Annotated in this window: 21 protein-coding genes; 20 read left to right on the top strand and 1 reads right to left on the bottom strand. The window is 71.9% G+C overall.

The genetic code is table 11. The features are described from left to right. Positions 1-20 precede the first annotated feature (20 nt). From rpoZ to Q7F20_RS04400, 3 genes are read left to right on the top strand one after another with little or no spacing between them, the layout of a single operon-like run. Positions 21-284 (top strand): DNA-directed RNA polymerase subunit omega, encoded by a 264-nt coding sequence (rpoZ, locus tag Q7F20_RS04390; RefSeq protein WP_022906709.1) that lies wholly within the window; start codon positions 21-23, stop codon positions 282-284. A 5-nt stretch (positions 285-289) separates the two neighbouring features. Next, complete coding sequence (metK, locus tag Q7F20_RS04395; protein ID WP_305738889.1) at positions 290-1,504, top strand: methionine adenosyltransferase; 1,215 nt, start codon at positions 290-292, stop codon at positions 1,502-1,504. A 9-nt stretch (positions 1,505-1,513) separates the two neighbouring features. Further along, a complete protein-coding gene (locus Q7F20_RS04400; RefSeq protein WP_305738890.1) occupies positions 1,514-3,496 on the top strand; it encodes a primosomal protein N' in 1,983 nt (660 codons plus the stop codon). A gap of 194 nt (positions 3,497-3,690) precedes the next feature. Here Q7F20_RS04400 and Q7F20_RS04405 read toward each other — a convergent pair whose 3' ends face one another. Beyond that, on the bottom strand, positions 3,691-4,149 hold the full coding sequence (locus Q7F20_RS04405; RefSeq protein ID WP_305738891.1) for a DUF4383 domain-containing protein: 459 nt from the start codon (positions 4,147-4,149) through the stop codon (positions 3,691-3,693). An 89-nt stretch (positions 4,150-4,238) separates the two neighbouring features. On the opposite strand from Q7F20_RS04405, the gene fmt reads away from it, so the two are divergent. The 17 genes from fmt (at position 4,239) to pyk (ending at position 24,540) form a co-directional block, all read left to right on the top strand. After that, positions 4,239-5,174 carry a methionyl-tRNA formyltransferase gene (gene fmt / locus Q7F20_RS04410; protein WP_305738892.1) on the top strand — a complete coding sequence of 312 codons (936 nt, stop codon included), beginning with the start codon at positions 4,239-4,241 and terminating at the stop codon, positions 5,172-5,174. Beyond that, positions 5,171-6,706 carry an RsmB/NOP family class I SAM-dependent RNA methyltransferase gene (locus Q7F20_RS04415; RefSeq protein ID WP_305738893.1) on the top strand — a complete coding sequence of 512 codons (1,536 nt, stop codon included), beginning with the start codon at positions 5,171-5,173 and terminating at the stop codon, positions 6,704-6,706. The genes fmt and Q7F20_RS04415 overlap by 4 nt, the downstream gene beginning before the upstream one ends. A gap of 25 nt (positions 6,707-6,731) precedes the next feature. After that, entirely contained in the window at positions 6,732-7,391 is a 660-nt protein-coding gene (gene rpe, locus Q7F20_RS04420) for a ribulose-phosphate 3-epimerase (protein ID WP_305738894.1), read from the top strand. A gap of 101 nt (positions 7,392-7,492) precedes the next feature. Beyond that, a complete protein-coding gene (locus Q7F20_RS04425) occupies positions 7,493-7,756 on the top strand; it encodes a phosphoribosyl-ATP diphosphatase (protein ID WP_031259753.1) in 264 nt (87 codons plus the stop codon). A gap of 45 nt (positions 7,757-7,801) precedes the next feature. Continuing rightward, positions 7,802-8,641 carry an ATP phosphoribosyltransferase gene (gene hisG, locus Q7F20_RS04430; RefSeq protein WP_305738895.1) on the top strand — a complete coding sequence of 280 codons (840 nt, stop codon included), beginning with the start codon at positions 7,802-7,804 and terminating at the stop codon, positions 8,639-8,641. Continuing rightward, on the top strand, positions 8,638-9,444 hold the full coding sequence (hisF, locus tag Q7F20_RS04435; RefSeq protein ID WP_305738896.1) for an imidazole glycerol phosphate synthase subunit HisF: 807 nt from the start codon (positions 8,638-8,640) through the stop codon (positions 9,442-9,444). Before hisG ends, hisF begins: the two co-directional genes overlap by 4 nt. A 79-nt stretch (positions 9,445-9,523) precedes the next feature. Then, positions 9,524-9,964, top strand: a complete 441-nt coding sequence (gene hisI / locus Q7F20_RS04440) for a phosphoribosyl-AMP cyclohydrolase (RefSeq protein WP_305738897.1) — start codon at positions 9,524-9,526, stop codon at positions 9,962-9,964. Then, positions 9,961-11,505 (top strand): anthranilate synthase component I, encoded by a 1,545-nt coding sequence (locus Q7F20_RS04445; RefSeq protein ID WP_305738898.1) that lies wholly within the window; start codon positions 9,961-9,963, stop codon positions 11,503-11,505. Before hisI ends, Q7F20_RS04445 begins: the two co-directional genes overlap by 4 nt. Then, complete coding sequence (locus Q7F20_RS04450) at positions 11,502-12,272, top strand: Trp biosynthesis-associated membrane protein (RefSeq protein WP_305738899.1); 771 nt, start codon at positions 11,502-11,504, stop codon at positions 12,270-12,272. The genes Q7F20_RS04445 and Q7F20_RS04450 overlap by 4 nt, the downstream gene beginning before the upstream one ends. After that, positions 12,269-12,508 carry an HGxxPAAW family protein gene (locus tag Q7F20_RS04455; protein WP_070416235.1) on the top strand — a complete coding sequence of 80 codons (240 nt, stop codon included), beginning with the start codon at positions 12,269-12,271 and terminating at the stop codon, positions 12,506-12,508. Before Q7F20_RS04450 ends, Q7F20_RS04455 begins: the two co-directional genes overlap by 4 nt. Before the next feature lie 16 nt (positions 12,509-12,524). Continuing rightward, positions 12,525-13,310, top strand: a complete 786-nt coding sequence (trpC, locus tag Q7F20_RS04460) for an indole-3-glycerol phosphate synthase TrpC (protein WP_305738909.1) — start codon at positions 12,525-12,527, stop codon at positions 13,308-13,310. 97 nt (positions 13,311-13,407) lie between these two features. After that, the gene (gene trpB / locus Q7F20_RS04465; protein WP_305738900.1) at positions 13,408-14,622 is read left to right on the top strand and encodes a tryptophan synthase subunit beta; all 1,215 of its coding nucleotides are present in this window, start codon (positions 13,408-13,410) and stop codon (positions 14,620-14,622) included. Next, positions 14,619-15,413, top strand: a complete 795-nt coding sequence (gene trpA / locus Q7F20_RS04470) for a tryptophan synthase subunit alpha (protein ID WP_305738901.1) — start codon at positions 14,619-14,621, stop codon at positions 15,411-15,413. Before trpB ends, trpA begins: the two co-directional genes overlap by 4 nt. A gap of 286 nt (positions 15,414-15,699) precedes the next feature. Further along, entirely contained in the window at positions 15,700-16,698 is a 999-nt protein-coding gene (gene lgt / locus Q7F20_RS04475; RefSeq protein ID WP_305738902.1) for a prolipoprotein diacylglyceryl transferase, read from the top strand. A 288-nt stretch (positions 16,699-16,986) separates the two neighbouring features. Continuing rightward, on the top strand, positions 16,987-21,504 hold the full coding sequence (gene gltB, locus Q7F20_RS04480) for a glutamate synthase large subunit (protein ID WP_305738910.1): 4,518 nt from the start codon (positions 16,987-16,989) through the stop codon (positions 21,502-21,504). Beyond that, entirely contained in the window at positions 21,497-22,954 is a 1,458-nt protein-coding gene (locus Q7F20_RS04485) for a glutamate synthase subunit beta (protein WP_305738903.1), read from the top strand. Before gltB ends, Q7F20_RS04485 begins: the two co-directional genes overlap by 8 nt. A gap of 140 nt (positions 22,955-23,094) precedes the next feature. Continuing rightward, a complete protein-coding gene (gene pyk / locus Q7F20_RS04490; protein ID WP_305738904.1) occupies positions 23,095-24,540 on the top strand; it encodes a pyruvate kinase in 1,446 nt (481 codons plus the stop codon). Positions 24,541-24,691: the final 151 nt, after the last annotated feature.

The following is a 24,691-nucleotide window of genomic DNA, read 5'->3' on the forward strand; positions in this document are numbered from 1 at the left end:
TTCCGTCGACTGGAGACACCATGGCCAACCCCCAGGGCATCATCGACCCGCCCATCGACGACCTGCTCGCCAAGGTGGAGTCGAAGTACGCGCTCGTCATCTTCGCCTCGAAGCGCGCGCGGCAGATCAACGACTACTACGCAGACCTGCACGAGGGTTCGCTGTTCGACAACGTCGGCCCGCTGGTCGACTCGACGATCGACGACAAGCCGCTGTCCGTCGCACTGCACGAGATCAACGAGGACAAGCTCACCGTCACCAAGCAGCAGCAGCCCACCGACTGACCGCGGTGACGAGCAGCAGCCTGCGCCTCTTCACGTCCGAGTCGGTGACGGAGGGGCACCCCGACAAGATCTGCGACCAGATCTCGGACACGATCCTCGACGCACTGTTGACGGTCGACCCGCACGCACGCGTCGCGGTCGAGACGATGGTGACGACCGGGCTCGTGCACGTCGCCGGCGAGGTCACGACCTCGGGCTACGTCGAGATCCCGAAGCTCGTCCGTGACGTCATCACGGGCATCGGTTACAACTCGTCCGAGGTCTCGTTCGACGGCCACACCTGCGGCGTCGAGGTCTCGATCGGCGCCCAGTCGCCCGACATCGCCCAGGGCGTCGACGAGTCGCTCGACGCGCGGTCCGGTGCCGGAGTCGACCCGCTCGACCGCCAGGGCGCCGGTGACCAGGGCATCATGTTCGGCTTCGCGACGAACGAGACCCCCGAGTACATGCCCGTCGCGATCTGGCTCGCACACCGGCTCGCCGAGCGCCTCGCCGCCGTACGCAAGTCCGGTGAGCTCACGTTCCTGCGGCCCGACGGCAAGACCCAGGTCACGGTCGGGTACGACGGCGTCGTGCCGAAGACCGTCGAGACCGTGGTGCTCTCCACGCAGCACTCGCCGTCCGTCACGCTCGACGAGCTCACCGCCGCGGTGACCGAGCACGTCATCCGTCCGGTGCTCGCCCAGGTCGACCTCGACTCGTCCCACGTGGACGTCATCGTGAACCCGACCGGCCGCTTCGAGATCGGTGGCCCGCAGGGCGACGCCGGCCTCACCGGACGCAAGGTCATCGTCGACACCTACGGCGGGGCCTCCCGCCACGGTGGCGGTGCGTTCAGCGGCAAGGACCCGTCGAAGGTCGACCGCTCGGCCGCCTACGCGCTGCGCTGGGTCGCGAAGAACGCGGTCGCCGCGGGCCTCGCCGACCGGCTTGAGGTCCAGGTCGCCTACGCCATCGGCCGTGCGAAGCCCGTCGGGCTCTACGTCGAGTCGTTCGGTACCGGACACGTCGACGACGCCACGATCGAGGCCGCGATCCTGCAGGTGTTCGACCTGCGACCGGCTGCGATCATCCGCGACCTCGACCTCCTCCGTCCGATCTACGCGAAGACCGCGACCTACGGGCACTTCGGCCGCGAGCTCCCCGGGTTCACCTGGGAGCAGCTCGACCGCGTCGAGGAACTCCGCGCCGCCGCAGGACTCGTCGCCGCCGCCGTCTGAGGCCGCGGCGTGACCACCGTCGCGCGCGTCGTCCTCGACTCGCCGCTCCCGCAGTTGGACCGTCTGTTCGACTACCGGGTGCCGGACGAGCTCGGGGACGACTGCGTGCCGGGGGTGCGGGTCAAGGTGCCGCTCCGCACGGGCGCGCGCATGTCCGACGCCTACGTCGTCGAGATCGTCGACGAGGGCGACTACCCGGGCGAACTCAGCGCGATCGAGACGGTGGTCTCCCCGGTGCCGGTCCTCGCCCCGGAGATCTGGAAGCTCGCGCGCGCCGTCGCCGACCGGGCGGCGGGGGTCGCGTCCGACGTGCTCCGGCTCGCCGTCCCGACGCGCCAGGTCCGCGCCGAGAAGGCCTGGCTCGCCCGCGACACGTCCTGGTCGCCGCCCGCGGTGACGCCCGGGCCCGTCGCCGGCTACGCCGAGGGCGTCCTGGAGGCACTGGTCGCGGACCACGGTCGGGCTGCGGTCGCCGCCGTCCCCCACCCGGTGGCGCTCGGTGACGCCGACGCGCCGGTGTGGGTCCCCGGGTGGGCCGCGACGCTCGCCCAGGCGGCGGCGCACGCGATCGCAGCGGAGCGGTCCGCGGTCATCGCCGTCCCGGACTTCCGTGACGTGACCGACCTCGAGCGTGCCCTCCTCGCGGTGCTGCCACCGGAACGGGTCGTCCGGTTCGACGCCAAGCAGACGAACGGGCAGCGGGCGAAGGCGCTGCTGCAGGCGCGGACCCACGCAGTCGTCGCGATCGGAAACCGCACGGCGGTGTACGCGCCGGCGACGGACCTCGGGCTCATCGCCATGTGGGACGACGGGGACGCCTCGTTCGTCGAGCCGCGCGCCCCCTACGTGCACACCCGGGACGTCGCCCTCGTCCGGGCCGCGCAGTCGGGTGCCGCGCTGCTGTTCGTGTCGCACGCCCGGAGCACCGACGTGCAGCGGCTCGTCGAGCTGCACTGGCTGCAGGAGGTCACGCCGTACCGCGTGCAGACGCCGAAGGTCATCCCGACCGTCCAGCAGACCGGGGTCGAGGGGTACGCCGCCCAGGCGCGCATCCCGAGCTCGGCGTGGCGAGCCGCGCGCGAGGCCAGTCAGCACGGGGCCGTCCTCGTGCAGGTCGCCAGTCCGGGGTTCGGCACCGGGCTGGTCTGCGCCGAGTGCGGTGAGCGGGCACACTGCCGGATCTGCGGCGGGCCGCTCGGCAGTCCGCACCGGGGTGCCACGCCGCAGTGCCGGTTCTGCGGCGCACTCGCGGTCGGGTTCCGCTGCCCGACCTGCGGCAACGGCACCGTGAAGCCGGTCGGTCAGGGAGCGCAACGGACGGCGGACGAACTCGGTCGGGCGTTCCCGGGCACCCGCATCGTGGTGGCCGACGGCTCGCGTCCGCTCGACGAGGTCCCGGCGCGCCCCTCGGTCGTCGTCGCCACCCGCGGCGCCGAGCCGAGCGTCCCCGGCGGCTACGCCTGCGTGCTCCTGCTGGACGGGGAGCGCATGCTCGCGCGCGAGGGGCTCCGCGTGCAGGAGGACGTCCTGCGCTTCTGGACGAACGCCGCCGCCAAGGGTGCCCCCGGCGCCGAGGCGTACCTCGTCGGCATCGGCGGGAAGCTCGCGACGGCGATGGCGCTGTGGCGGCTCGACGGTCCGGCGCACGACGAGCTCGCCGACCGCCGCGAGCTGCACTTCCCACCGGCCGTCCGGGTCGCGACGTTGACCGGCACGGACGAGGCGGTGACGGCCGCGGTCGAGGCGCTCGACGGGCTCACGGTCGGCCCCGTGCTCGGTCCGGTGCCGGTCGAGGACGACGCGCTCCCCGGCACGGTCCGCGCGATCGTGCGGTTCCCGTACGCGCACGGGGCTGAGGTCGCGGCGACGCTCAAGGCCGAGGTGATCCGGCGCGCCTCCACCCGGCGGGTGCTCCCCGGGGGGAACCGACGTCGGGCGGCGCCGGCGCTCCGGGTGCGCCTCGACGACGCGGAGCCCTTCACCGAGGTGTGACGCGGGGTCGTCGTGGCGCGGCGCGGCTCCGACGGTCCGATGCCGAACGACATCCTCGACGTCGTACGACATCGGCCTCGTCGTTCCTTCCGCGCCGCGACTGCCCGCGTCGGCAACGGGCGACAACATCGAGGTCGTGCGACATCGGTGATGTCGTTCCGAGTCCGCCGCGCGGCACGCCGGCCCGCCCGCGCTCAGCCGGCGCTGACGGGACGGCGGCGCTCGCGCGGGAACACCACGCCCAGCGCCACCATCCCGATCGCGAGCACCAGGTGCAGCCAGTTGTCCGCCCAGTTCAGCGGCACGAAGTTCGCGCCGGAGTCGTACCCGGCGGTGAAGAGCCCGTAGACCCAGAGCACGAAGTAGACGACTCCGCCGATCACGAGGTACGTGCGGGACCCGGTGGCGTACCGGGCCGCGAGCAGCCCGACCACGCCGAACAGCAGGTGCACGATGTTGTGCAGCACCGACACCTGGAACAGCCCGAGCAGCATCGCCATCGAGCCGTGGCCGGCGCCGCCGAGGTCGCCCGTGGTCAGCCCGGGGACGAACCCGGCGATCCCGACGAGCAGGAAGACGATCCCGACGACGAGCGCGATCTTCTGGATGCTCGAGCCCGCGTATCGGTCGGTGGAGGTGGTGATGTCCGTCATCGCCATGACGGTACGCACCCCGCCGTGGCGGTGTTCCGCGCCATCCGCAGTGCGCGGCGAGCACGTCCGCACGTGGGACGATGGACTCCATGCGTCTCGTCGTCGCCGGCAGCCCCGCTGCGGCCGTCCCCACCCTCCGCCGACTCGCGGCGTCCGAGCACGAGATCGTCGCCGTGCTCACCCGTCCGGCGTCCCCGCAGGGCCGCAAGCGCGTCCTGACGCCCACGCCCGTCGCCCAGGTCGCCCAGGAACTCGGCCTCCCGGTGATCGAGGCCGCCCGCGTCGACGACGACGTCACGACCCGCATCGCCGCGCTCGGAGCGGACCTCGGTGTCATCGTCGCGTACGGCGCCCTGCTCCGACGCCCGGCGCTCGAGGCGCCGCGGCTCGGCTGGGTGAACCTGCACTTCTCGGACCTGCCGCGGTACCGCGGCGCCGCGCCCGTCCAGCGTGCGGTCATGGCCGGCGACACCCGGACGGCCGCGACGGTGTTCCAGCTCGTCGAGGCGCTCGACGCCGGCCCGGTCTACGCGAGCGACCCGTTCGACATCGATCCCGAGGCGACCTCCGGCGAGGTCCTCGCCGCCATGGCCGAGACCGGCGCAGAGACCGTCGCCCGGGTCGTCGACGACATCGCCGCCGGGACCGCGGTCGCCGTCGCGCAGACCGGCGAGCCCACCCTCGCCACCAAGCTCACCATCGACGACGGCCGGATCGACTTCGCGGCACCCGCACCGGTCGTGCACGCGCGCCTGCGCGGCGTCACGCCCGAGCCCGGTGCGTACGCCCACCTCGGCGAGACCCGCGTCAAGCTGCTCCGCAGCAGTCGACTGCCAGGAGGCGCGACGGACCCCGCCACGCGGCTCAACCCGGGTGCGCTCAGCGTCCAGGGCGGTCGGCTGCTGGTCGGGACCGCCGACGACCCGCTCGTGCTCACCGAGGTGCAGCCCGCCGGCAAGAAGGCCATGGACGCCGCGGCCTGGGCCCGTGGCCTCGGCTCCCTCGACGGGAAGGTCCTCGCGTGAGCGCCGAGAACACCGGGCAGCGTCGGCACCGCGGGACGCGGCCGAGCAGCGCACGGCGGGTCGCCTTCGACGTGCTGCGTGCGGTGCAGGTCGACGACGCCTACGCGAACCTCCTGCTCCCCACCCGGATCCGCCGCGCCGGACTCTCCGCGCGGGACGCCGCCTTCGCGACCGAGCTGACCTACGGCTCGATCCGGATGCTCGGCCGGTACGACGCGATCATCGCCCTCGCCTCCGGTCGACGCATCGACAACGTCGAGTCGGACGTGCTCGACGTCCTCCGGCTCGGTGCGCACCAGCTGCTCGGGATGCGCACCCCGACGCACGCCGCCGTCGACGCCACGGTCGAACTCGCCCGCGAGATCGGTGCCCGCCGCGCCACGGGCTTCGTGAACGCCGTGCTGCGTAAGGTCGCCGCACGCACCGACGACGAGTGGGACGCGCTCATCACCGAGGGCCGCGGTGGGGACGCACTCCTCGCCACCCGGTGGTCGCACCCCACGTGGGTCGTGTCCGCGCTGCGGGACGCCCTCGCGGCCGAGCGCTCACGCGACGAGCTGGCGGCGCTGCTCGCGGCCGACAACGTCGCACCGCGGGTGCAGCTCGCCGCGCTGCCCGGCCTGGCCACCGACGAGGACCTCGCCGCCGCCCGGGCCCACGCCGAGCACGGAGCGGAAGCCGACGAGGCGGACCCGACGACCGGCTCGGACCCGGCCGTGTCGGCGACCGGAGCCGACGAGGTGACGCAGGTCGCGCCTCCCGGACCGCCCGCGCACCCCGAGGCGGACCTGCCCGTCTCGCCCGTCGGCATCCGCGGGATCTCCGGCGACCCGGCCCGCGTGCCGGGTGTCACCGCCGGTCGGCTCCGCGTGCAGGACGAGGGGTCGCAGCTCGCGGCGCTGGCCCTCAGCCGGTCGTCCGCGATCCGGCCGGGGGAGCGGTGGCTCGACCTCTGTGCCGGGCCGGGTGGCAAGGCGGCGCTGCTCGCGGCCGAGGCCGCACAGGGCGGGGCGACCCTCGTGGCGAACGAGCTCGTGCCGGCGCGTGCCGGGCTCGTGCGGAAGGCCCTCGCGGGCTCGGGTGACGGCGTGACCGTGGTCGAGGGCGACGGACGGCGGTTCGGGCGCGACGGCGCCGGGGTGACGTTCGACCGGATCCTGCTCGACGCGCCGTGCACCGGACTCGGGGCGCTCCGGCGACGTCCGGAGGCCAGGTGGCGCAAGCAACCCGAGGACGTCCCCGAACTCGCCGCGCTGCAGGCGGAGCTGCTCGACGCCGCGGTGCGCGTGCTCGCGCCCGGCGGCACGCTGGCGTACGTGACGTGCTCGCCGCACCTGGCGGAGACCCGCGGACAGGTCGACGCCCTGATGGCCCGGCACGGTGGCGAACTCGAGCAGCTCGACACCGCGTCCGTCGTGCGGTCCGTCGCCGCTCGGGACCCACGGGTGGCCGACGGGAACACGGTGCAGCTCTGGCCGCACCGGATCGGGACGGACGCGATGTTCATCGCGCTGTTCCGTCGCGTCGCCTGACGCTGCGCGCCGGTAGGCTCGACGGGTGACGATCCGCATCTCGCCGAGCATCCTGTCCGCCGACTTCGCGAACCTCGAACGCGAGCTCCACCGCATCGAGACCGCCGACCTGGTGCACGTCGACGTGATGGACAACCACTTCGTGCCGAACCTCACGCTGGGCCTGCCGATCGTGCAGCGCCTGCAGGAGGTCTCCCCTGTGCCGCTCGACGTCCACCTCATGATCACGAACGCCGACACCGAGGCGCCGAAGTACGCCGAGACGGGTGCGTCGAGCGTGACCTTCCACTTCGAGGCCGCGGACGACCCGGTGGCGACCGCCGCGGCGATCCGCTCGAACGGCGCCCGAGCGGCCGTCGCGGTGAAGCCCGGGACGCCGATCACGCAGGTGCTCCACCACCTCGACGCCTACGACATGATCCTGCTCATGACGGTGGAGCCCGGGTTCGGAGGCCAGGCCTTCATGCCCTCGGTGATGCCGAAGCTCGCCGACGCCCGCGCGGCCGTCGACGCCTCGGGGCTCGACGTCTGGCTCGAGGTCGACGGCGGCATCGCGGTCGACACCGTGCCCGAGGCGGTCCGCAGCGGTGCCGACACCCTCGTGGCGGGCTCCGCGGTCTACGGCGGCGAGCCGGCCTCACGCATCGTGGACCTCCGCGAGGCGGCAGCGGCAGCGCGCTCGTGACCCGACCCGCGACCGAGGTGAGGGGCACGGCGGAGCGGAGCCGCGCCTCCCGTCCGGACGGTACGTCGGTCGCTCCGTCGGGGGACGGTAGCCTGATGGGCGTGAAGACGTTCGACGACCTGTTCCAGGAGCTCACCGAGAAGGCGCGCACGCGCCCCGAGGGCTCCGGCACCGTCGCCGAACTGGACGCCGGCGTGCACCAGATCGGCAAGAAGATCGTGGAAGAAGCGGCCGAGGTCTGGATGGCGGCCGAGTACGAGGGCGACGAGCGCACCTCGGAGGAGATCTCGCAGCTCGTGTACCACCTGCAGGTGCTCATGGTCGCCAAGGGGCTCACCCCGGCGGACGTGTGGCGACATCTCTGATCCGCTGATCAGTCGCCGACCCTCCACCAGAAAGCAGACCCCCTGATGCTCCGCATCGCCGTGCCCAACAAGGGCTCCCTGTCCGAGACCGCCTCCGAGATGCTGCGCGAGGCCGGGTACGCCGGCCGACGCGACCCGAAGGCCCTCCACCTGCTCGACGAGCGCAACGGCGTCGAGTTCTTCTTCCTCCGCCCGCGCGACATCGCGACGTACGTCGGTTCCGGCGCGCTCGACGTCGGCATCACCGGCCGTGACCTGCTCCTCGACTCCGGGTCCGCCGCGCACGAGGTCGACGCGCTCGGCTTCGCCGACTCGACGTTCCGGTTCGCCGGCACGCCCGGCCGGTTCACGACGCTGCAGGACCTCGACGGCGTCCGGGTGGCCACGAGCTACCCCGGGCTCGTCGGCGAGTTCCTCGCGAAGCACGGGGTCACCGCGACGCTCGTGAAGCTCGACGGAGCGGTCGAGAGCGCCGTCCGCCTGGGTGTCGCCGACGCCGTGGCCGACGTGGTCTCGACGGGCAGCACGCTCCGGGCGGCCGGACTCGAGATCTTCGGGCCGGTCATCCTCGAGTCGACCGCGCTCCTCATCTCCACCGACGAGACGATCCCGGGCATCGACGTCCTGCGCCGCCGGCTGCAGGGCGTGCTCGTCGCCCGTGGCTACGTGATGCTCGACTACGACATCCCGACCGGCCTGCTCGAGCAGGCGACGGCGATCGCTTCGGGCATCGAATCGCCCACCGTGTCGCCGCTGCACGGCCGCGACTGGTCCGCGGTGCGCGTGATGATCCCGCGCGACGACGCGAACCTCATCATGGACGCGCTGTACGACCTCGGCGCGCGTGCCATCCTCGTCAGCCCGATCCACGCAGCACGGCTGTGAGCGGGGCGACCGGGCCGGGCGCCGTGTCGCCGGCACGCGAGGGCGGGGTCGCCGTCCGGGTCATCCCGTGCCTCGACGTCAAGGGCGGTCGGGTCGTGAAGGGCGTCAACTTCCTCGACCTGCAGGACGCGGGCGACCCGGTCGAGCTCGCCGCGCGCTACTACGAGCAGGGTGCGGACGAGCTCACCTTCCTCGACGTCGGTGCCACGGTCGAGAACCGGGCGACGATGTACGACACCGTGACCCGGACCGCCGAGCAGGTGTTCATCCCGCTCACCGTCGGCGGTGGCGTCCGGAGCGTCGACGACGTGTCCCGGCTGCAGCAGTGCGGCGCGGACAAGATCGGCGTGAACAGCGCCGCGATCGCCCGCCCGGAGCTCGTCGGTGAGATCGCCGACCGGTTCGGCGCGCAGGCCGTCGTGCTCTCGCTGGACGTCAAGCGGTCGGACCGGATGCCGTCGGGCTTCGTCGTCACGACCCACGGCGGACGGACCGAGTCCGACCTCGACGCGCTCGCCTGGGCGCGTGAGGCCGTCGAGCGCGGCGCGGGCGAGCTGCTCGTCAACTCCATCGACGCGGACGGCACGAAGAGCGGGTTCGACCTCGAGCTCGTGGCCGCGGTGCGCGCCGTCGCGACGGTCCCGGTGATCGCTTCGGGAGGCGCGGGTCGGCTCGAGCACTTCGCCCCGGCGATCGAGGCGGGCGCGGACGCCGTCCTCGCCGCGAGCGTCTTCCACCGTGGCGAGATGACCATCGGGGACGTCAAGGCCGCGCTGCGCGCGTCCGGGCACGCCGTCCGCTGACCCTCCGCCGTCCGCTCACCCGCGACCGTCCGCTCTTCCGCAGCCTTTCGCCCATCCTCCGCCGTAGGCTAGGAGTCTCATGACCGACAGCACCAGCACCAGTACGGACGCGGTCCTCGACCGCGCGCGGTTCGGTGCGGACGGGCTGCTCCCCGCCGTCGTGCAAGAGGAGTCGTCGAAGGACGTCCTCATGCTCGGCTACATGGACCGGGAAGCCCTCCGCCGCACCCTGACCGAGGGACGGGTGACCTTCTGGTCGCGGTCCCGGAACGAGTACTGGCGCAAGGGCGACACCTCGGGGCACGCGCAGTACGTGCGCGGGGCGGCGTTCGACTGCGACGCGGACACGCTCCTCGTGACCGTCGAGCAGGTCGGGGCCGCGTGCCACACCGGCGCCCACCGCTGCTTCGACGTCGACCCCCTCGACCCCGTGACGGCGTCCGCGCCCGCCAGCGGCTCGTCCGCGCCCGCCGGCGGCTCGTCCGCTCCCGCGGGTGGGGCCGTGGAGACGACCCGATGAGCACCGCGACGCTCTCCGACACGCCGCACACGACCTCCCGTCCGGAGTTCGACGCCCTGCTCGACGGCCACCGCGTCGTCCCCGTCGTGCGCGCGCTCTACGCCGACAGCGAGACGCCGGTCGGTGTCTACCGGAAGCTCGCCGACGGCCGACCCGGCACCTTCCTGCTCGAGTCCGCCGGTCAGGGCGGGCTCTGGTCGCGCTGGTCCTTCGTCGGCGTGCGCAGCTTCGGCGTCCTCACCCAGGACGGCGACCGCGCCGCGTGGATCGACACCGGCATCCCCGCGTCCCGCGCCGTGGACTCCCTCGACGGCGAGCCGCTCGAGGTCCTCGCACGACTGCACGAGCGCTGGGCCACGCCGCGGATCCCCGGAACGCCGCCGCTCGTGGGGGGCACCGTCGGGTTCATCGGCTGGGAGGCCGTGCGTCAGCTCGAGCACCTGCCGAACGTCCCGCCGGCGGACTTCGACGTCCCGGGGCAGGCCCTCGCGTTCGTCTCCGAGCTCGCCGCGCTCGACCACCGCACCGGGCTCGTCCTGCTCGTCGCCAGCGTGCTGAACGACGGCGTCGACGACGCCGAGGCGCTGTGGGCGGACGCGCAGGCGCGACTCGACCGGATGCAGGCCGACCTCGTGCAGCCCTCGGCCGCGACCGTCGCCGAGGCGTTCGACATCGCCGAGCCGACCCCGACGCACCGGTCCACCCCCGAGGACTACATGGCGGCCGTCGAGCGGTCGAAGGACTTCATCCGCGACGGCGACGTCTTCCAGGTCGTCATCTCGCAGCGGTTCGACCACGAGGTCACCGCGGACCCCCTCGACGTCTACCGCGTGCTGCGGACGCTCAACCCGAGCCCGTACATGTACTTCCTGTCGCTCGCGGACACCGCCGACGAGCGCTTCTGGATCGTCGGCGCTTCGCCCGAGGCCCTGGTCAAGGTGCAGGACGGTCGGGCGATCACGCACCCGATCGCCGGGTCGCGTCCGCGCGGTGCCACGCCCGAGGCCGACGTCCGCCTGGGCGAGGACCTGCTCGAGGACCCGAAGGAGCGCGCCGAGCACCTCATGCTCGTCGACCTCGCACGCAACGACCTGCAGAAGGTCTGCGAGCCGGGCACGGTCGCCGTGACGGAGTTCATGACCGTCGAGCGATTCAGCCACATCATGCACCTGGTGTCGAGCGTCGAGGGCGCCGTGCGGTCCGACGCCTCGGCGATCGACGTGTTCCGTGCGACGTTCCCGGCAGGCACCCTCTCCGGGGCGCCGAAGCCGCGGGCGCTCGAGATCATCGACGAGCTCGAACCCGCGAAGCGCGGCGCCTACGCGGGCGTGGTCGGGTACTTCGACTTCGCCGGCGACGCCGACCTCGCGATCGCGATCAGGAGCGCCCTCATCAAGGACGGCGTGGCACGCGTGCAGGCCGGCGCCGGGCTCGTCGCGGACTCCGACCCGGAGACCGAGCACATCGAGGCAGTGAACAAGGCCGCAGCGCCGCTCCGCGCCGTCGCGACCGCGAACCGCATGCGCGGGGTGCACTCGTGAAGGCCCGCCGCTCCCGGCCGCTCGTCGTCGTCGCCGGCCTCGCGGTCGCGGGGATCATCATGCTGTCGTGGACGCAGACCTGGTTCACGGTGCACCTCCACGCCGGCGCCGCCGTCGCGGCGAAGGTGGACGCCGACGGTGCGGCCGCGGTCCCGCAGTACACCGCCCTGGCGATCGCGAGCCTCGCGCTCTTCCTGGCGATGACGATCGCCGGTCGGGTCGTCCGCATCGTGCTCGCCGCCGTCGAGATCCTGCTCGGCGTCGGCGTGGTGGTGTCCGGCGTCACCGCCCTGGCGGACCCGGTGGCCGCGGCGAAGGGTGCCGTCGGCGAGGTCGCGGGCGTGGCCGACCTGTCCGCCGTCCGTCGAGTCGTCTCCAGCGTGGACGTGTCGGTGTGGCCCGCCGTCGGCATCGCCGGTGGCGTGCTCGCCGTGGCGCTCGGGGGCGTCGTGCTCGTGGTGCAGCGGTCCTGGCCCGGACCGAGCCGGAAGTACGGCGCCGCGACGGCCGGCGCCGCCGCGGACGCCCGTGCCGCAGCTCCCGCCGAACGGGACGCCGTCGTGGACTGGGACGACCTGAGCGCCGGCGTCGACCCGACGTCGGACGCGGTGGCCGGCCACGACGACGCGGTGGCTGGGCACGACGACGCGGTCGCGGCCCCCGACGGCGCGACCGCGGGTTCTGCCGGAGCGGCGCCGGGCGACACGGTAGGATCGAACGGACGCCGGTCGAACGACGGCGTCGAAGCAGAACGAGGAGCACCGTGAGCAACACTGAGCCCGCAGAACTCGGCGAAGGCCACTCGCCGGCAGCCTGGACCGCCGTCGTGATCATGCTGATCGGATTCGCGGCCGGCACGCTGTTCTTCTGGTTCGACCAGCCGTGGGGCGTCTGGGCCTCCGCCGGCGTGGTGCTCATCGGCCTCATCGTCGGTGGCGTCATGAAGAAGGCGGGCTACGGCGTCGACGGCCCGAAGTTCGTCCCCAAGCACCACTCCGAGTAGGTCCGGCATGCCGAACGTGCTCGAGACCCTCGTCGCGGGCGCGCTCGAGGACGCCGCGGCCCGTCGCATCGACCGTCCCTACGCGGACGTCGAACGCGACCTGGACCGCGTCGCGTCCCCACTCGACGCCCTCGCGTTCCTGGCCCCCGGCGACCGGGTGAAGATCCTCGCCGAGGTGAAGCGTGCCAGCCCGTCCCGCGGTTCCATGGCGGCGATCGAGGACCCCGCGTCCCTCGCCGCCGACTACGAGCGCGGTGGCGCCTCGACGATCAGCGTCCTGACCGAGGGGCGCAAGTTCCTCGGCTCGCTCGCCGACCTCGAGGCGGTCAAGGCGCGGGTGTCCGTCCCCGTGCTCCGCAAGGACTTCATCGCCGACCCCTACCAGGTGATCGAGGCCCGGGCGTCGGGCGCCGACGTCGTGCTGCTCATCGTGGCGGCGCTCGAGCAGCAGCAGCTGGTCGAGCTCCACACCCTGGCGGAAGAGCTCGGCATGCGCGTCCTGGTCGAGGCACACTCGGCGGACGAGGTCTCGCGCGGCCTCGACGCCGGAGCCCGGATCCTCGGGGTGAACGCCCGCGACCTGACGGACTTCTCGCTCGACCGCGGCCTGTTCGGCTCGCTCGCCGACCGCATCCCCGACGGGGTCGTGCGCGTCGCCGAGTCCGCGGTCGCCGGTCCAGCCGACGTGGCGCACTACCGTGCCGCCGGCGCGGACGTCGTCCTGGTGGGAGAGGCGCTCGTGACGGGCGACGACCCCGCTGCCACGCTCGCGTCGTTCATCGCAGCCGCCGACCGCGGCTGACGACGGCGACCGTCCCCGCCCGGTCCGCCGGGCACCCCGCCCGGTTCGCCGGGCCCGTCCCAGCCCGGTTCGCCGGGCCTGTCCCGGGAGACCCATCGTGACCTCACTCCGCGACCTGCACGGACCGTACTTCGGCGACTTCGGCGGGCGGTTCGTCCCCGAGTCGCTCGTCCTCGCGCTCGACGAACTCGAAGCGGCCTTCCGCGAGGCCTGGGCCGACCCGGCCTTCCGTGACGAGCTCTACACCCTCCAGCGCGACTACACCGGCCGGCCCTCGATCATCACCGAGGTGCCCCGGTTCGCCAAGCACGCCGGGGGAGCCCGGATCATCCTCAAGCGCGAGGACCTGAACCACACCGGCTCGCACAAGATCAACAACGTGCTCGGACAGGCGCTCGTGGCGAAGCGGCTCGGCAAGACCCGCCTCATCGCCGAGACCGGCGCGGGCCAGCACGGCGTCGCGACGGCCACCGCCGCAGCGCTGTTCGGCATGGACTGCGTCGTGTACATGGGCGCCGTCGACACCGAACGGCAGGCGCTGAACGTCGCCCGGATGCGCCTGCTCGGCGCCGAGGTGATCCCGGTGGAGACCGGCTCCCGCACCCTGAAGGACGCCATCAACGACGCCCTGCGGGACTGGGTCGCCAACGTCGACTCGACGCACTACCTGCTCGGCACGGTCGCCGGTCCGCACCCGTTCCCCGAGATGGTGCGCGAGTTCCACAAGGTCATCGGCGAAGAGGCCCGCCAGCAGGTCCTCGACCGCGTCGGGCGCCTGCCGGACGCGGTCGCAGCGTGCGTCGGTGGCGGCTCGAACGCCATGGGCATCTTCGAGGCCTTCCTCGACGACGAGTCCGTCGCGCTGCACGGCTTCGAGGCCGGTGGCGACGGCGTCGAGACCGGCCGGCACGCCGCGAGCATCACGCTCGGCCGCGAGGGCGTCCTCCAGGGCACGAAGTCCTACCTCATGCAGGACGAGGACGGCCAGACGATCGAGAGCCACAGCATCTCGGCGGGCCTCGACTACCCGAGCGTCGGACCGGAGCACGCCTACCTCGCCTCGATCGGCCGTGCGAAGTACGAGCCGATCACCGACGACGAGGCGATGGAGGCCTTCCGCCTGCTCAGCCGCACCGAGGGCATCCTGCCCGCCATCGAGTCGTCGCACGCACTCGCCGGCGCGATCAAGCTCGGCAACGAGCTCGGCCCCGAGGGCGTCGTCCTCGTGAACCTGTCCGGCCGGGGTGACAAGGACGTCGCGTCCGCCAGTCGCTACTTCGGCATCCTCGACGAGAACGCGGTGCAGCTGTGACCACGAACCAGACGGTCGCCACGACGATCGACACCGCCAACGCCGAGCGCGCAGGGGCCGTCGTCGGCTACCTGCCCGCCGGCTACCCCGACCTGCAGACGAGCGTCGACGCCGCCGTGGCACTGGCCGAGAACGGCGTCGACGTCATCGAGCTCGGGCTGCCCTACTCCGACCCGGTCATGGACGGGCCGGTCATCCAGCGCGCGGCGGAGGAGAGCCTGGCGGGCGGCTTCCGCGTCGCGCAGGTCTTCGACGCGGTCCACCAGATCACGTCGCGAGCCGACGTCCCGGTGCTCGTGATGACCTACTGGAACCCGGTGCTCCGGTACGGGGTGGAGCGGTTCGCCGACGACCTCGTCGCCGCGGGGGCCGCCGGGCTCATCACGCCGGACCTCATCCCCGACGAGGGCGCGGAGTGGATCCGCGAGTCCGAGCGCACCGGTCTGGACCGGGTGTTCCTCGCGGCTCCGTCCTCATCCGACGCGCGTATGCAGCAGGCGGTCGACTCCAGCCGCGGGTTCGTCTACGCCGTCTCGACGATGGGCGTCACCGGCGCACGAGAGGGTGTCGACGTCGCGGCACGCACCGTCGTCTCGCGCCTCCGCGACGCCGGCGTCGAGCGCACCTGCGTCGGTCTCGGCATCTCGACGGCGGAGCAGGTCGGCGAGGTCCTCGAGTACGCCGACGGCGCGATCATCGGCTCGGCCTTCGTCCGCGCCCTCGCGGACCTCGGCGTGCAGGGCGTCGCCGACCGGGCAGCGGACCTCACGTCCGGCGCGCGGCGTCGCTGACGTCCAGGAGGCACGGTGCCGGCGACCCGCTCGGCGCACCCGCACCGCGGTGCGGGTGAGCGACGAGTCCGGCCCTGCACTGCGGTGCGGGTGAGCGACGGTTCCGGCCCTGCACCGCGGTGCGGGTGAGCGACGAGTCCGGCCCGCACCGCGCCTCCCGTCGGTCACAGTTTCCACAGGACCGGGTCCTCGGTTCCTGACGCACGCACCTCCCGCGCTACAGTGAGCGGGGCCGACGGCACGTCGGCACCGCGCCCAGCCAGCACCGAAAGGCGACAGCACCTCCATGCCCCTCCTGAGCATCCCGAGCCCGAGCACCGCGTGGCAGTACTTCGACCTGACCGCCTGGCTGCGCGACGCGTTCGGCTGGTCGCTGCCGCTCGACTTCCGCATCCACGCCTACGCGATCTGCATCCTGCTCGGCATCGTGGCCGCGGTCATCCTCGCGAACCGTCGGCTGAACGCACGCGGCGTCGAGCGCTGGATCATCATCGACATCGCGATCTGGGCGGTGCCCGCGGGCATCATCGGCGGTCGACTGTTCCACGTCTTCACACACGTCAGCGACTACTTCGGTCCCGGGCGCGACCCGCTGTCCTTCCTCTACATCTGGGAGGGCGGGCTCGCCATCTTCGGGGCGCTCATCCTCGGCTCGGTCGGCGCGTACATCGGCTGCCGCCAGGTCGGCCTGCGGTTCACCGCGTTCATCGATGCCGTCGTCCCCGGCGTGCTGCTCGCCCAGGCGTTCGGTCGCCTCGGCAACTACTTCAACCACGAGCTCTTCGGCATGCCGACCAGCCTGCCCTGGGGGCTGCAGATTGAGTCGTCCAACGCTGCGTTCCCCAAGGGCCTGCCCGAGGGCACGCTGTTCCACCCAACCTTCCTGTACGAGATCATCTGGAACGTCGTCGGCGTCGTCGTGATCCTGCTGCTCGACAAGAAGTTCCGCCTGCAGTGGGGCAAGGTCCTGGCGCTCTACCTGATCTGGTACGGCATCGGTCGCTCGGTCCTCGAGTCCATCCGCGTCGACACCAGCGAGACGTTCTTCGGCATCCGGACGAACGTGTGGATGTCCTTCGCGGCGATCCTGCTCGGGATCATCATCTTCCTCGTCCAGTCGAAGCGGCACGTCGGCAAGGAACCGAGTCCGTACCTGCCCGGTCGCGAGCCCCGCTCGAAGTCCGGGGTAGACTCGGACGACACCTGGTCGGAGGACGACGACGACGCTCCGGCGGTCGTCCCGGACTCCGATCCGGTCACCACCAGCGCCGCTGGCCGCGCCTAGGAAGCACCCCTCCTGCGTGACCGATCCCGATCGGCCACGAGTGCCAGCAGCACCTCCCGGACACGCCACAAGCGGGTCCGACACCTCGCACGCCGCCAGGGCACCTCACTGACGGCGGGCACGGGCACCAGTTCCGCTCATGCGTCGCGGAACGCACCACCGGGCCACCGCTGTCCCTGTTCCACTTCCTCGTGAGGACGGTTCCCCATGGCGCTCCAGCCACCCAAGTCCCCGGCGGCACTCGTGCCGCCGCACCGTCGGTTCTCCGCGATCCCGGACGCCGCCGGCATGTACGACCCGGCAAATGAGAAGGACGCCTGCGGCCTGGCGATGGTCGCGACGCTCCGTGGCACGGCCGGGCACGACATCGTCGACGCCGCGCTCGGGGCGTTGCGCAACCTCGAACACCGGGGCGCGGTCGGATCGGACGCGGGGACCGGCGACGGCGCGGGGATCCTCTGCCAGGTTCCGGACGAGTTCTTCCGGGCCGAGGTGCCGTTCGAGCTCCCTGCAGCGGGGGAGTACGCGGTCGGGACCGCCTACCTGCCGGTGGGCGAGGACGACCGTCACGCGGTGAAGGGTGCGATCGAGCGACTGGCGCGCGAAGAAGGCCTCCGGGTCGTCGGCTGGCGCGAGGTCCCGGTCCGTCCCGAGGTCCTCGGCACCCTCGCACGTGCGGCGATGCCGGCGTTCGAGCAGCTCTTCGTCGCCTCGATCCGGCACGACGTGCACGGCGCGTCGTGGAGCGGGGTCGCGCTCGACCGTCAGGCGTTCCGTCTGCGGAAGCGTGCCGAGCACGACGCCGAGGTCTACTTCATGTCGCTGTCGAGCCGGACCATGGTCTACAAGGGCATGGTCACGACGCTCCAGCTCGAGCCGTTCTACCCGGACCTCAGCGACGAGCGCTTCGCGTCGAAGCTCGCCATCGTGCACTCGCGCTACTCGACGAACACGTTCCCCTCGTGGCCGCTGGCTCAGCCGTTCCGCACGCTCGCGCACAACGGTGAGATCAACACCGTCCGCGGCAACCGCAACTGGATGCGTGCACGCCAGTCGCAGCTCCAGAGCGAACTGCTCGGGGACATGGCACCCCTGCTGCCGATCGTCAGCCCCGGTGCCAGCGACTCCGCGTCCTTCGACGAGGTCCTCGAGCTCCTCACGCTCACCGGTCGGTCGCTGCCGCACGCGGTCTCGATGATGGTCCCGGAAGCATGGGAGAACCAGGTCGGCATGGACCCCGAGCTCCGGGCGTTCTACGAGTACCACTCGATGCTCATGGAGCCGTGGGACGGTCCGGCGGCCATCACCTTCACCGACGGCACGCTGGTCGGGGCCACCCTCGACCGCAACGGCCTGCGCCCCGGTCGCTTCCTGGTGACCGACGACGGCCTCATCGTCATGGGCTCGGAGACGGGCGTCATCGACGTGCCGGCCGACAAGGTCGTGCGCAAGGGACGGCTCCGTCCCGGCCGCATGTTCCTCGTCGACACCGAGGCCGGGCGCATCATCGAGGACGACGAGGTCAAGCGTGAGCTCGCCACCTCCGGCCCGTGGGGCGAGTGGCTCGAGCGTGGGCGGATCAACCTGAGTGACCTGCCCGACCGCGAGCACATCGTGCACACGCCCGCGTCGGTGACCCGACGGCAGCGCGCCTTCGGCTACACCGAGGAAGAGGTCCGCATCCTCCTGCGTCCCATGGCGCAGACCGGCGCCGAGCCCCTCGGCGCGATGGGGTCCGACACGCCGATCGCGGTGCTGTCCCAGCGCCCCCGGCTGCTCTTCGACTACTTCACCCAGCAGTTCGCCCAGGTGACGAACCCGCCGCTCGACTCGATCCGCGAGCAGGTCATCACCTCGATGGGCATGGGACTCGGTCCGGAGCGCAACCTCCTGACCGCCGGTCCCGAGCACGCGAAGCAGATCACGCTGGACTTCCCCGTGATCGACAACGACGAACTGGCGAAGATCCAGCACTTCGAGACGGCGTCCGGTCGTCACCTGACCGTGACGATCAAGGGCCTGTACCGGGTCGACGCGGGCAAGAAGGCGATGCAGAAGCGCATCGCCGCGGTGTGCGACGAGGTCGACGCCGCGATCGAAGCGGGCAAACAGTTCATCGTGCTGTCCGACCGCGACGGCAACGCCGAGCAGGCCCCGGTGCCCAGCCTGTTGCTGCTCGCGGCGGTGCACCACCACCTGATCCGCACCGAGCAGCGCATGAAGGTCGGGCTCATCGTCGAAGCCGGCGACGTGCGTGAGGTCCACCACGTCGCGACCCTCATCGGGTACGGCGCCTCGGCGATCAACCCGTACCTCGCCATGGAGACCTGCGAGATCCTCGTCCGCCAGGGCATGATCAGCGGCGTCACGCCGGAGCAGGCCGTCAAGAACGTGATCAAGGCGCTCGGCAAGGGCGTGCTGAAGATCATGTCGAAGATGGGCATCTCGACCGTGTCGAGCTACGCCGGTGCGCAGGCGTTCGAGGCCGTCGGCCTGAGCCAGGAGTTCGTCGACCGGTACTTCACCGGAACCTCGTCGATCCTCGGTGGCGTCGGCATCGAGGTCATCGCGAAGGAGAACGCCGAGCGGCACGCCCAGGCGTACCCGCAGGACGGCGCGGTGCTCTCCCACGAGCGCCTGCAGACCGGCGGCGAGTACCAGTGGCGTCGCGAAGGTCCGCCGCACCTGTTCAACCCGGACACCGTGTTCCGGCTGCAGCACGCGACCCGGTCCCGGCGCTACGACATCTTCCGGGAGTACTCCAAGGCCGTCGACGACCAGTCCGAGCAGCTGATGACGCTCCGCGGTCTGTTCCGCTTCGCGCAGGGCGCTCGGAAGCCGGTCCCGCTGGACGAGGTCGAGCCGATCGAGTCTATCGTGAAGCGGTTCAACACCGGCGCGATGTCCTACGGGTCCATCTCGAAGGAAGCCCACGAGACCCTCGCGATCGCGATGAACCGGCTCGGTGGCCGGTCCAACACGGGCGAGGGCGGCGAGGACGTCGACCGCCTGCTCGACCCCGAGCGTCGCAGCGCGATCAAGCAGGTCGCCTCCGGGCGCTTCGGCGTCACGAGCATGTACCTGACGCACGCCACCGACATCCAGCTGAAGATGGCGCAGGGCGCGAAGCCGGGCGAGGGCGGACAGCTGCCCCCGACCAAGGTGTACCCGTGGGTCGCCCGCACCCGGCACGCGACCGCGGGCGTCGGCCTCATCTCGCCGCCGCCGCACCACGACATCTACTCGATCGAGGACCTCAAGCAGCTGATCTTCGACGTCAAGCGGGCGAACCCGTCCGCACGCGTCCACGTGAAGCTCGTGAGCCAGTCGGGCATCGGGGCCGTCGCCGCCGGCGTGACGAAGGCGCTGGCCGACGTCGTCCTGGTCTCCGGGCACGACGGCGGGACGGGCGCGTCGCCGCTCAACTCGCTCAAGCACGCGGGCACCCCGTGGGAGATCGGTCTCGCCGAGACGCAGCAGACGCTCATGCTGAACGGCATGCGGGACCGCGTCGTGGTCCAGGTGGACGGGCAGATGAAGACCGGCCGTGACGTCGTCGTGGCCGCGCTGCTCGGCGCCGAGGAGTACGGCTTCGCGACCGCGCCGCTCGTGGTCGAGGGCTGCATCCTCATGCGGGTGTGCCACCTCGACACCTGCCCGGTCGGCGTCGCGACGCAGAACCCCGAACTCCGCAAGCGTTTCAGCGGCAAGCCGGAGTTCGTCGTGAACTTCTTCGAGTTCATCGCCCAAGAGGTGCGCGAGCTGCTCGCCGAGCTCGGCTTCCGGTCCCTCGAAGAGGCCATCGGCCAGGCCGACGCCCTCGACGTCGACCGTGCGGTGGAGCACTGGAAGGCATCCGGTCTCGACCTCGAGCCGGTGCTCAAGGGGCCGCGGTTCGACGCCGACGAGCCCCGCCGGCACCAGCGCGCGCAGGACCACGAGCTCGAGCACCACTTCGACGTGCAGCTCATCCAGCAGACGGCCGACGTGCTGGAGCACGGTGGGACGATCGCACTCGACCTGCCGATCCGGAACACCGAACGCGCGGTCGGCACGATGCTCGGCCACGAGGTCACGCTCCGCCACGGCGAGAACGGTCTGCCGTCGGGCTCGATCGACGTGACGCTGCGCGGGTCCGCCGGGCAGTCGCTCGGAGCGTTCCTCCCGGCGGGCATCACGCTCCGCCTGATCGGGGACAGCAACGACTACGTGGGCAAGGGCCTGTCCGGTGGCGAGATCGTCGTGCGTCCCGACGCGGGCAGCGGCTTCGACCCGTCGCAGAACGTCATCGCGGGGAACGTCATCGGCTACGGCGCGACCCAGGGCAGCATGTTCATCCGCGGCATCGTGGGGGAGCGGTTCCTCGTGCGCAACTCCGGTGCGACCGCCGTGGTCGAGGGCGTGGGCGACCACGCGCTCGAGTACATGACCGGTGGGCTCGCGCTCATCCTCGGCGAGACGGGCCGGAACCTCGGTGCCGGCATGTCCGGCGGCACGGCGTACGTCCGTGGGCTGCGGGAAGAGCACGTGAACGCCGACTCGCTCGCCTCCGGTGAACTCCGGCTCGGCCCGCTCGACAGCGCCGACGTCGAGATCGTGAACGACCTGCTCGCGCGGCACGCCGTCGAGACCGGGTCGTCGCTCGCGAGCGAGCTGCTCGAGTCCGGGGACCTGAGCGACTTCGTCAAGGTGCTGCCGCGGGACTACGCGGCCGTACTCGAGACCCGACAGCAGGCCGTCGACGAGGGGCTCGACCCCGACGGCGACGTGGTGTGGAACCGAATTCTGGAGGTGACCGGTGGCTGACCCGAAGGGCTTCCTCAAGGTCCAGGAGCGCGAGCTCCCGGCCCGTCGACCCGTGCCCGTGCGACTCATGGACTGGAAAGAGGTCTACGAGCAGCAGGAGTCGGGCGCGCTCAAGCGCCAGGCCGGACGCTGCATGGACTGCGGCGTCCCGTTCTGCCACCAGGGGTGCCCGCTCGGCAACCTCATCCCGGAGTGGAACGACCTCACGTGGCGCGGCGAGGGCCGACAGGCGATCGAGCGGCTGCACGCGACGAACAACTTCCCGGAGTTCACCGGTCGCCTCTGCCCCGCTCCCTGCGAGGCGTCGTGCGTGCTCGGTATCAACCAGCCCCCGGTGACGATCAAGCAGGTCGAGGTGTCGATCATCGACGAGGCGTTCCAGAACGGCTGGGTCACCCCGCACCCGCCGGAGCGCCTGACGGGCAAGACGGTCGCGGTCGTCGGGTCCGGACCCGCCGGACTCGCCGCCGCACAGCAGCTGACCCGGGCCGGCCACACCGTCGCGGTGTACGAGCGCGACGACCGCATCGGCGGTCTGCTCCGCTACGGCATCCCGGACTTCAAGATGGAGAAGCGTCAGATCGACGCCCGGCTCGCGCAGATGCAGGCCGAGGGCACCCGCTTCCGTGCGGGCGTCGAGATCGGGCGCGACATCACCTGGGACGACCTCAAGTCCCGGTACGACGCGGTCGTCGTCGCGACCGGCGCGACGGTCCCGCGCGACCTGCCGATCCCGGGGCGCGACCTCGCGGGCGTCCACTTCGCGATGGACTACCTCGTGCAGCAGAACAAGACGAACGCGGGCACGACGGTCGACAACCAGGTCACCGCCGAGGGCAAGCACGTCGTCGTCATCGGCGGCGGCGACACGGGTGCGGACTGCATCGGGACCGCCCACCGGCAGGGCGCGCTGAGCGTGACGAACCTCGCGATCGGCAAGCAGCCGCCGCTCGAGCGTCCGTCCGAGCAGCCGTGGCCGATGTTCCCGACCGTGTTCGAGGTCACGAGCGCACACGAAGAGGGCGGCGAACGCCAGTACCTCGCGTCCACCGTCGAGTTCCTCGCGAACGAGGCCGGCGAGGTCCGGGCGCTCCGGGTCGCCGAGACCGAGTACCTCGACGGGCGCCGTGTCCCGAAGGCCGGCAGCGAGCGGGAGATCCCCGCGGACCTCGTCCTCATCGCGATGGGCTTCACGGGCCCCGAGACCGACACGCTCGAGCCGCAGCTCGGACTGCCGGTCACGGTGTCCGGTGCCGTTGCCCGCCAGGCCGACTACACGACCAACGAGCCGGGCGTCTTCGTCGCCGGTGACGCCGGCCGTGGGCAGTCGCTCATCGTGTGGGCGATCGCCGAGGGCCGTGCCGCCGCCGCCAAGGTCGACGAGTACCTCGAGGGCTCGACGATCCTCCCGGCTCCGGTCAAGGCGACCGACCGGGCGATCTCGGTCTGATCATGGACGTCCACCCGATGCTCATCCAGCAGTGAGCGACAGGCCACCGGCACTCGATAGGGTGCTGGTGGCCTCGCTTCGTTCCGCGCGGCCCCACAGCGCGGAAACCCAAGCACCATCCACCACCACGAAGGAATCCATTGAGACGCGCAAAGATCGTTTCGACGCTCGGACCGGCAACGTCGGAGTACGAGACCGTCAAGGAGATCATCGAGGCAGGCGTCGACGTCGCCCGCCTCAACCTCAGCCACGGTGACTACAGCGTCCACGAGGCCAATTACGAGAACGTCCGCCGCGCCGCCGCGGAGCTCGGCAAGCCCGTCGCGATCCTCGTCGACCTGCAGGGTCCGAAGATCCGCCTCGCGAAGTTCGCCGACGGCCCGCACGAACTCGCCGTCGGCGACGTGTTCACGATCACCACCGAGGACGTCCCCGGCTCGAAGGAGATCTGCGGCACGACGTTCAAGGGCCTCCCGCAGGACGTCAAGCCCGGCGACCCGCTGCTCATCGACGACGGCCGGGTCCGCCTCCGCGTGCTCGACACCGACGGCGTGCGCGTCCGCACCGAGGTCGTCGTCGCCGGCACCGTGTCCAACAACAAGGGCATCAACCTGCCCGGCGTCGCCGTCAACGTCCCCGCGCTCAGCGAGAAGGACGAGGCGGACCTCCGCTGGGGCATCCGCCAGGGCGCCGACCTCATCGCGCTCTCCTTCGTGCGCAACGCCGCCGACGTCGAGCGCGCGCACGAGATCATGGACGAGGAGGGCAAGCGCCTCCCGGTCATCGCGAAGATCGAGAAGCCGCAGGCCGTCGACGCGCTCGAGGAGATCATCGACGCGTTCGACAGCATCATGGTCGCCCGCGGTGACCTCGGTGTCGAGCTCCCGCTCGAGGCGGTCCCGATCGTGCAGAAGCGCGCGGTCGAGCTCGCCCGCCGTATGGCGAAGCCGGTCATCGTCGCGACGCAGATGCTCGAGTCGATGATCTCGTCGCCGATCCCAACCCGCGCCGAGACGTCCGACGTCGCGAACGCCGTGCTCGACGGCGCGGACGCGGTCATGCTCTCCGGCGAGACCAGCGTCGGCGAGTACCCGGTGCAGACCGTCCGCACGATGGCCCGCATCGTCGAGTCCACCGAGGACCACGGCCTCGAGCGCATCGCGCCGCTCGGCACCAAGCCGCGCACCCTCGGCGGGGCGATCACCCTCGCCGCCGTCGAGATCGCGGAGTTCACCGAGGCCTCCTACCTCTGCGTTTTCACCGAGTCCGGCGACTCGGCGCGCCGCATGTCGCGTCTCCGCCACGGCCTGCCGATCATCGCGTTCACCCCGAACGAGGCGACGCGTCGCCGTATGGCACTCACCTGGGGCGTCCGCTCGTTCCTCGTCGAGCGCAAGACCCACACCGACGAGCTCTTCTCGCAGGTGGACGACGTCCTCCTCGAGAACGGCCTCGCCGCCCCCGGGGACCGGGTCATCGTGACGGCGGGTTCCCCTCCCGGCATCGAGGGGTCGACGAACGACCTCCGCGTGCACCGCGTGGGCGACGCCCACGCCGAGGCCGCTCCGGCCTACGTGCGCGACTGACGTCGCGTCCCGACAGGGCGCGGACGGGAGGCGCGGTGCGGCGACGCACGCACCCTCCGGTCCGCGCCCTGTCGCGTTCCACCCCGCCGGTCGCGCTCCCGTCCCCGACCCGTCTCCGCCCCGTGGCGCGCCGCGCGCGCGCCTCGCGCCG

Origin of the sequence: Curtobacterium sp. A7_M15, assembly GCF_030705415.1 — a bacterium.
Taxonomy (GTDB): Bacteria; Actinomycetota; Actinomycetes; order Actinomycetales; family Microbacteriaceae; genus Curtobacterium.

What these genes read in the sequence shown, in the direction of transcription:
- hisI (WP_305738897.1), top strand. Translation starts at nt 9,524, where the DNA reads ATGACCGACAGCACCAGCACCAGTACGGACGCGGTCCTCGACCGCGCG.
- fmt (WP_305738892.1), top strand. Translation starts at nt 4,239, where the DNA reads ATGCGTCTCGTCGTCGCCGGCAGCCCCGCTGCGGCCGTCCCCACCCTC.
- gltB (WP_305738910.1), top strand. Translation starts at nt 16,987, where the DNA reads ATGTACGACCCGGCAAATGAGAAGGACGCCTGCGGCCTGGCGATGGTC.
- rpoZ (WP_022906709.1), top strand. Translation starts at nt 21, where the DNA reads ATGGCCAACCCCCAGGGCATCATCGACCCGCCCATCGACGACCTGCTC.
- Q7F20_RS04445 (WP_305738898.1), top strand. Translation starts at nt 9,961, where the DNA reads ATGAGCACCGCGACGCTCTCCGACACGCCGCACACGACCTCCCGTCCG.
- Q7F20_RS04405 (WP_305738891.1), bottom strand. Translation starts at nt 4,149, where the DNA reads ATGACGGACATCACCACCTCCACCGACCGATACGCGGGCTCGAGCATC.
- lgt (WP_305738902.1), top strand. Translation starts at nt 15,700, where the DNA reads ATGCCCCTCCTGAGCATCCCGAGCCCGAGCACCGCGTGGCAGTACTTC.
- hisG (WP_305738895.1), top strand. Translation starts at nt 7,802, where the DNA reads ATGCTCCGCATCGCCGTGCCCAACAAGGGCTCCCTGTCCGAGACCGCC.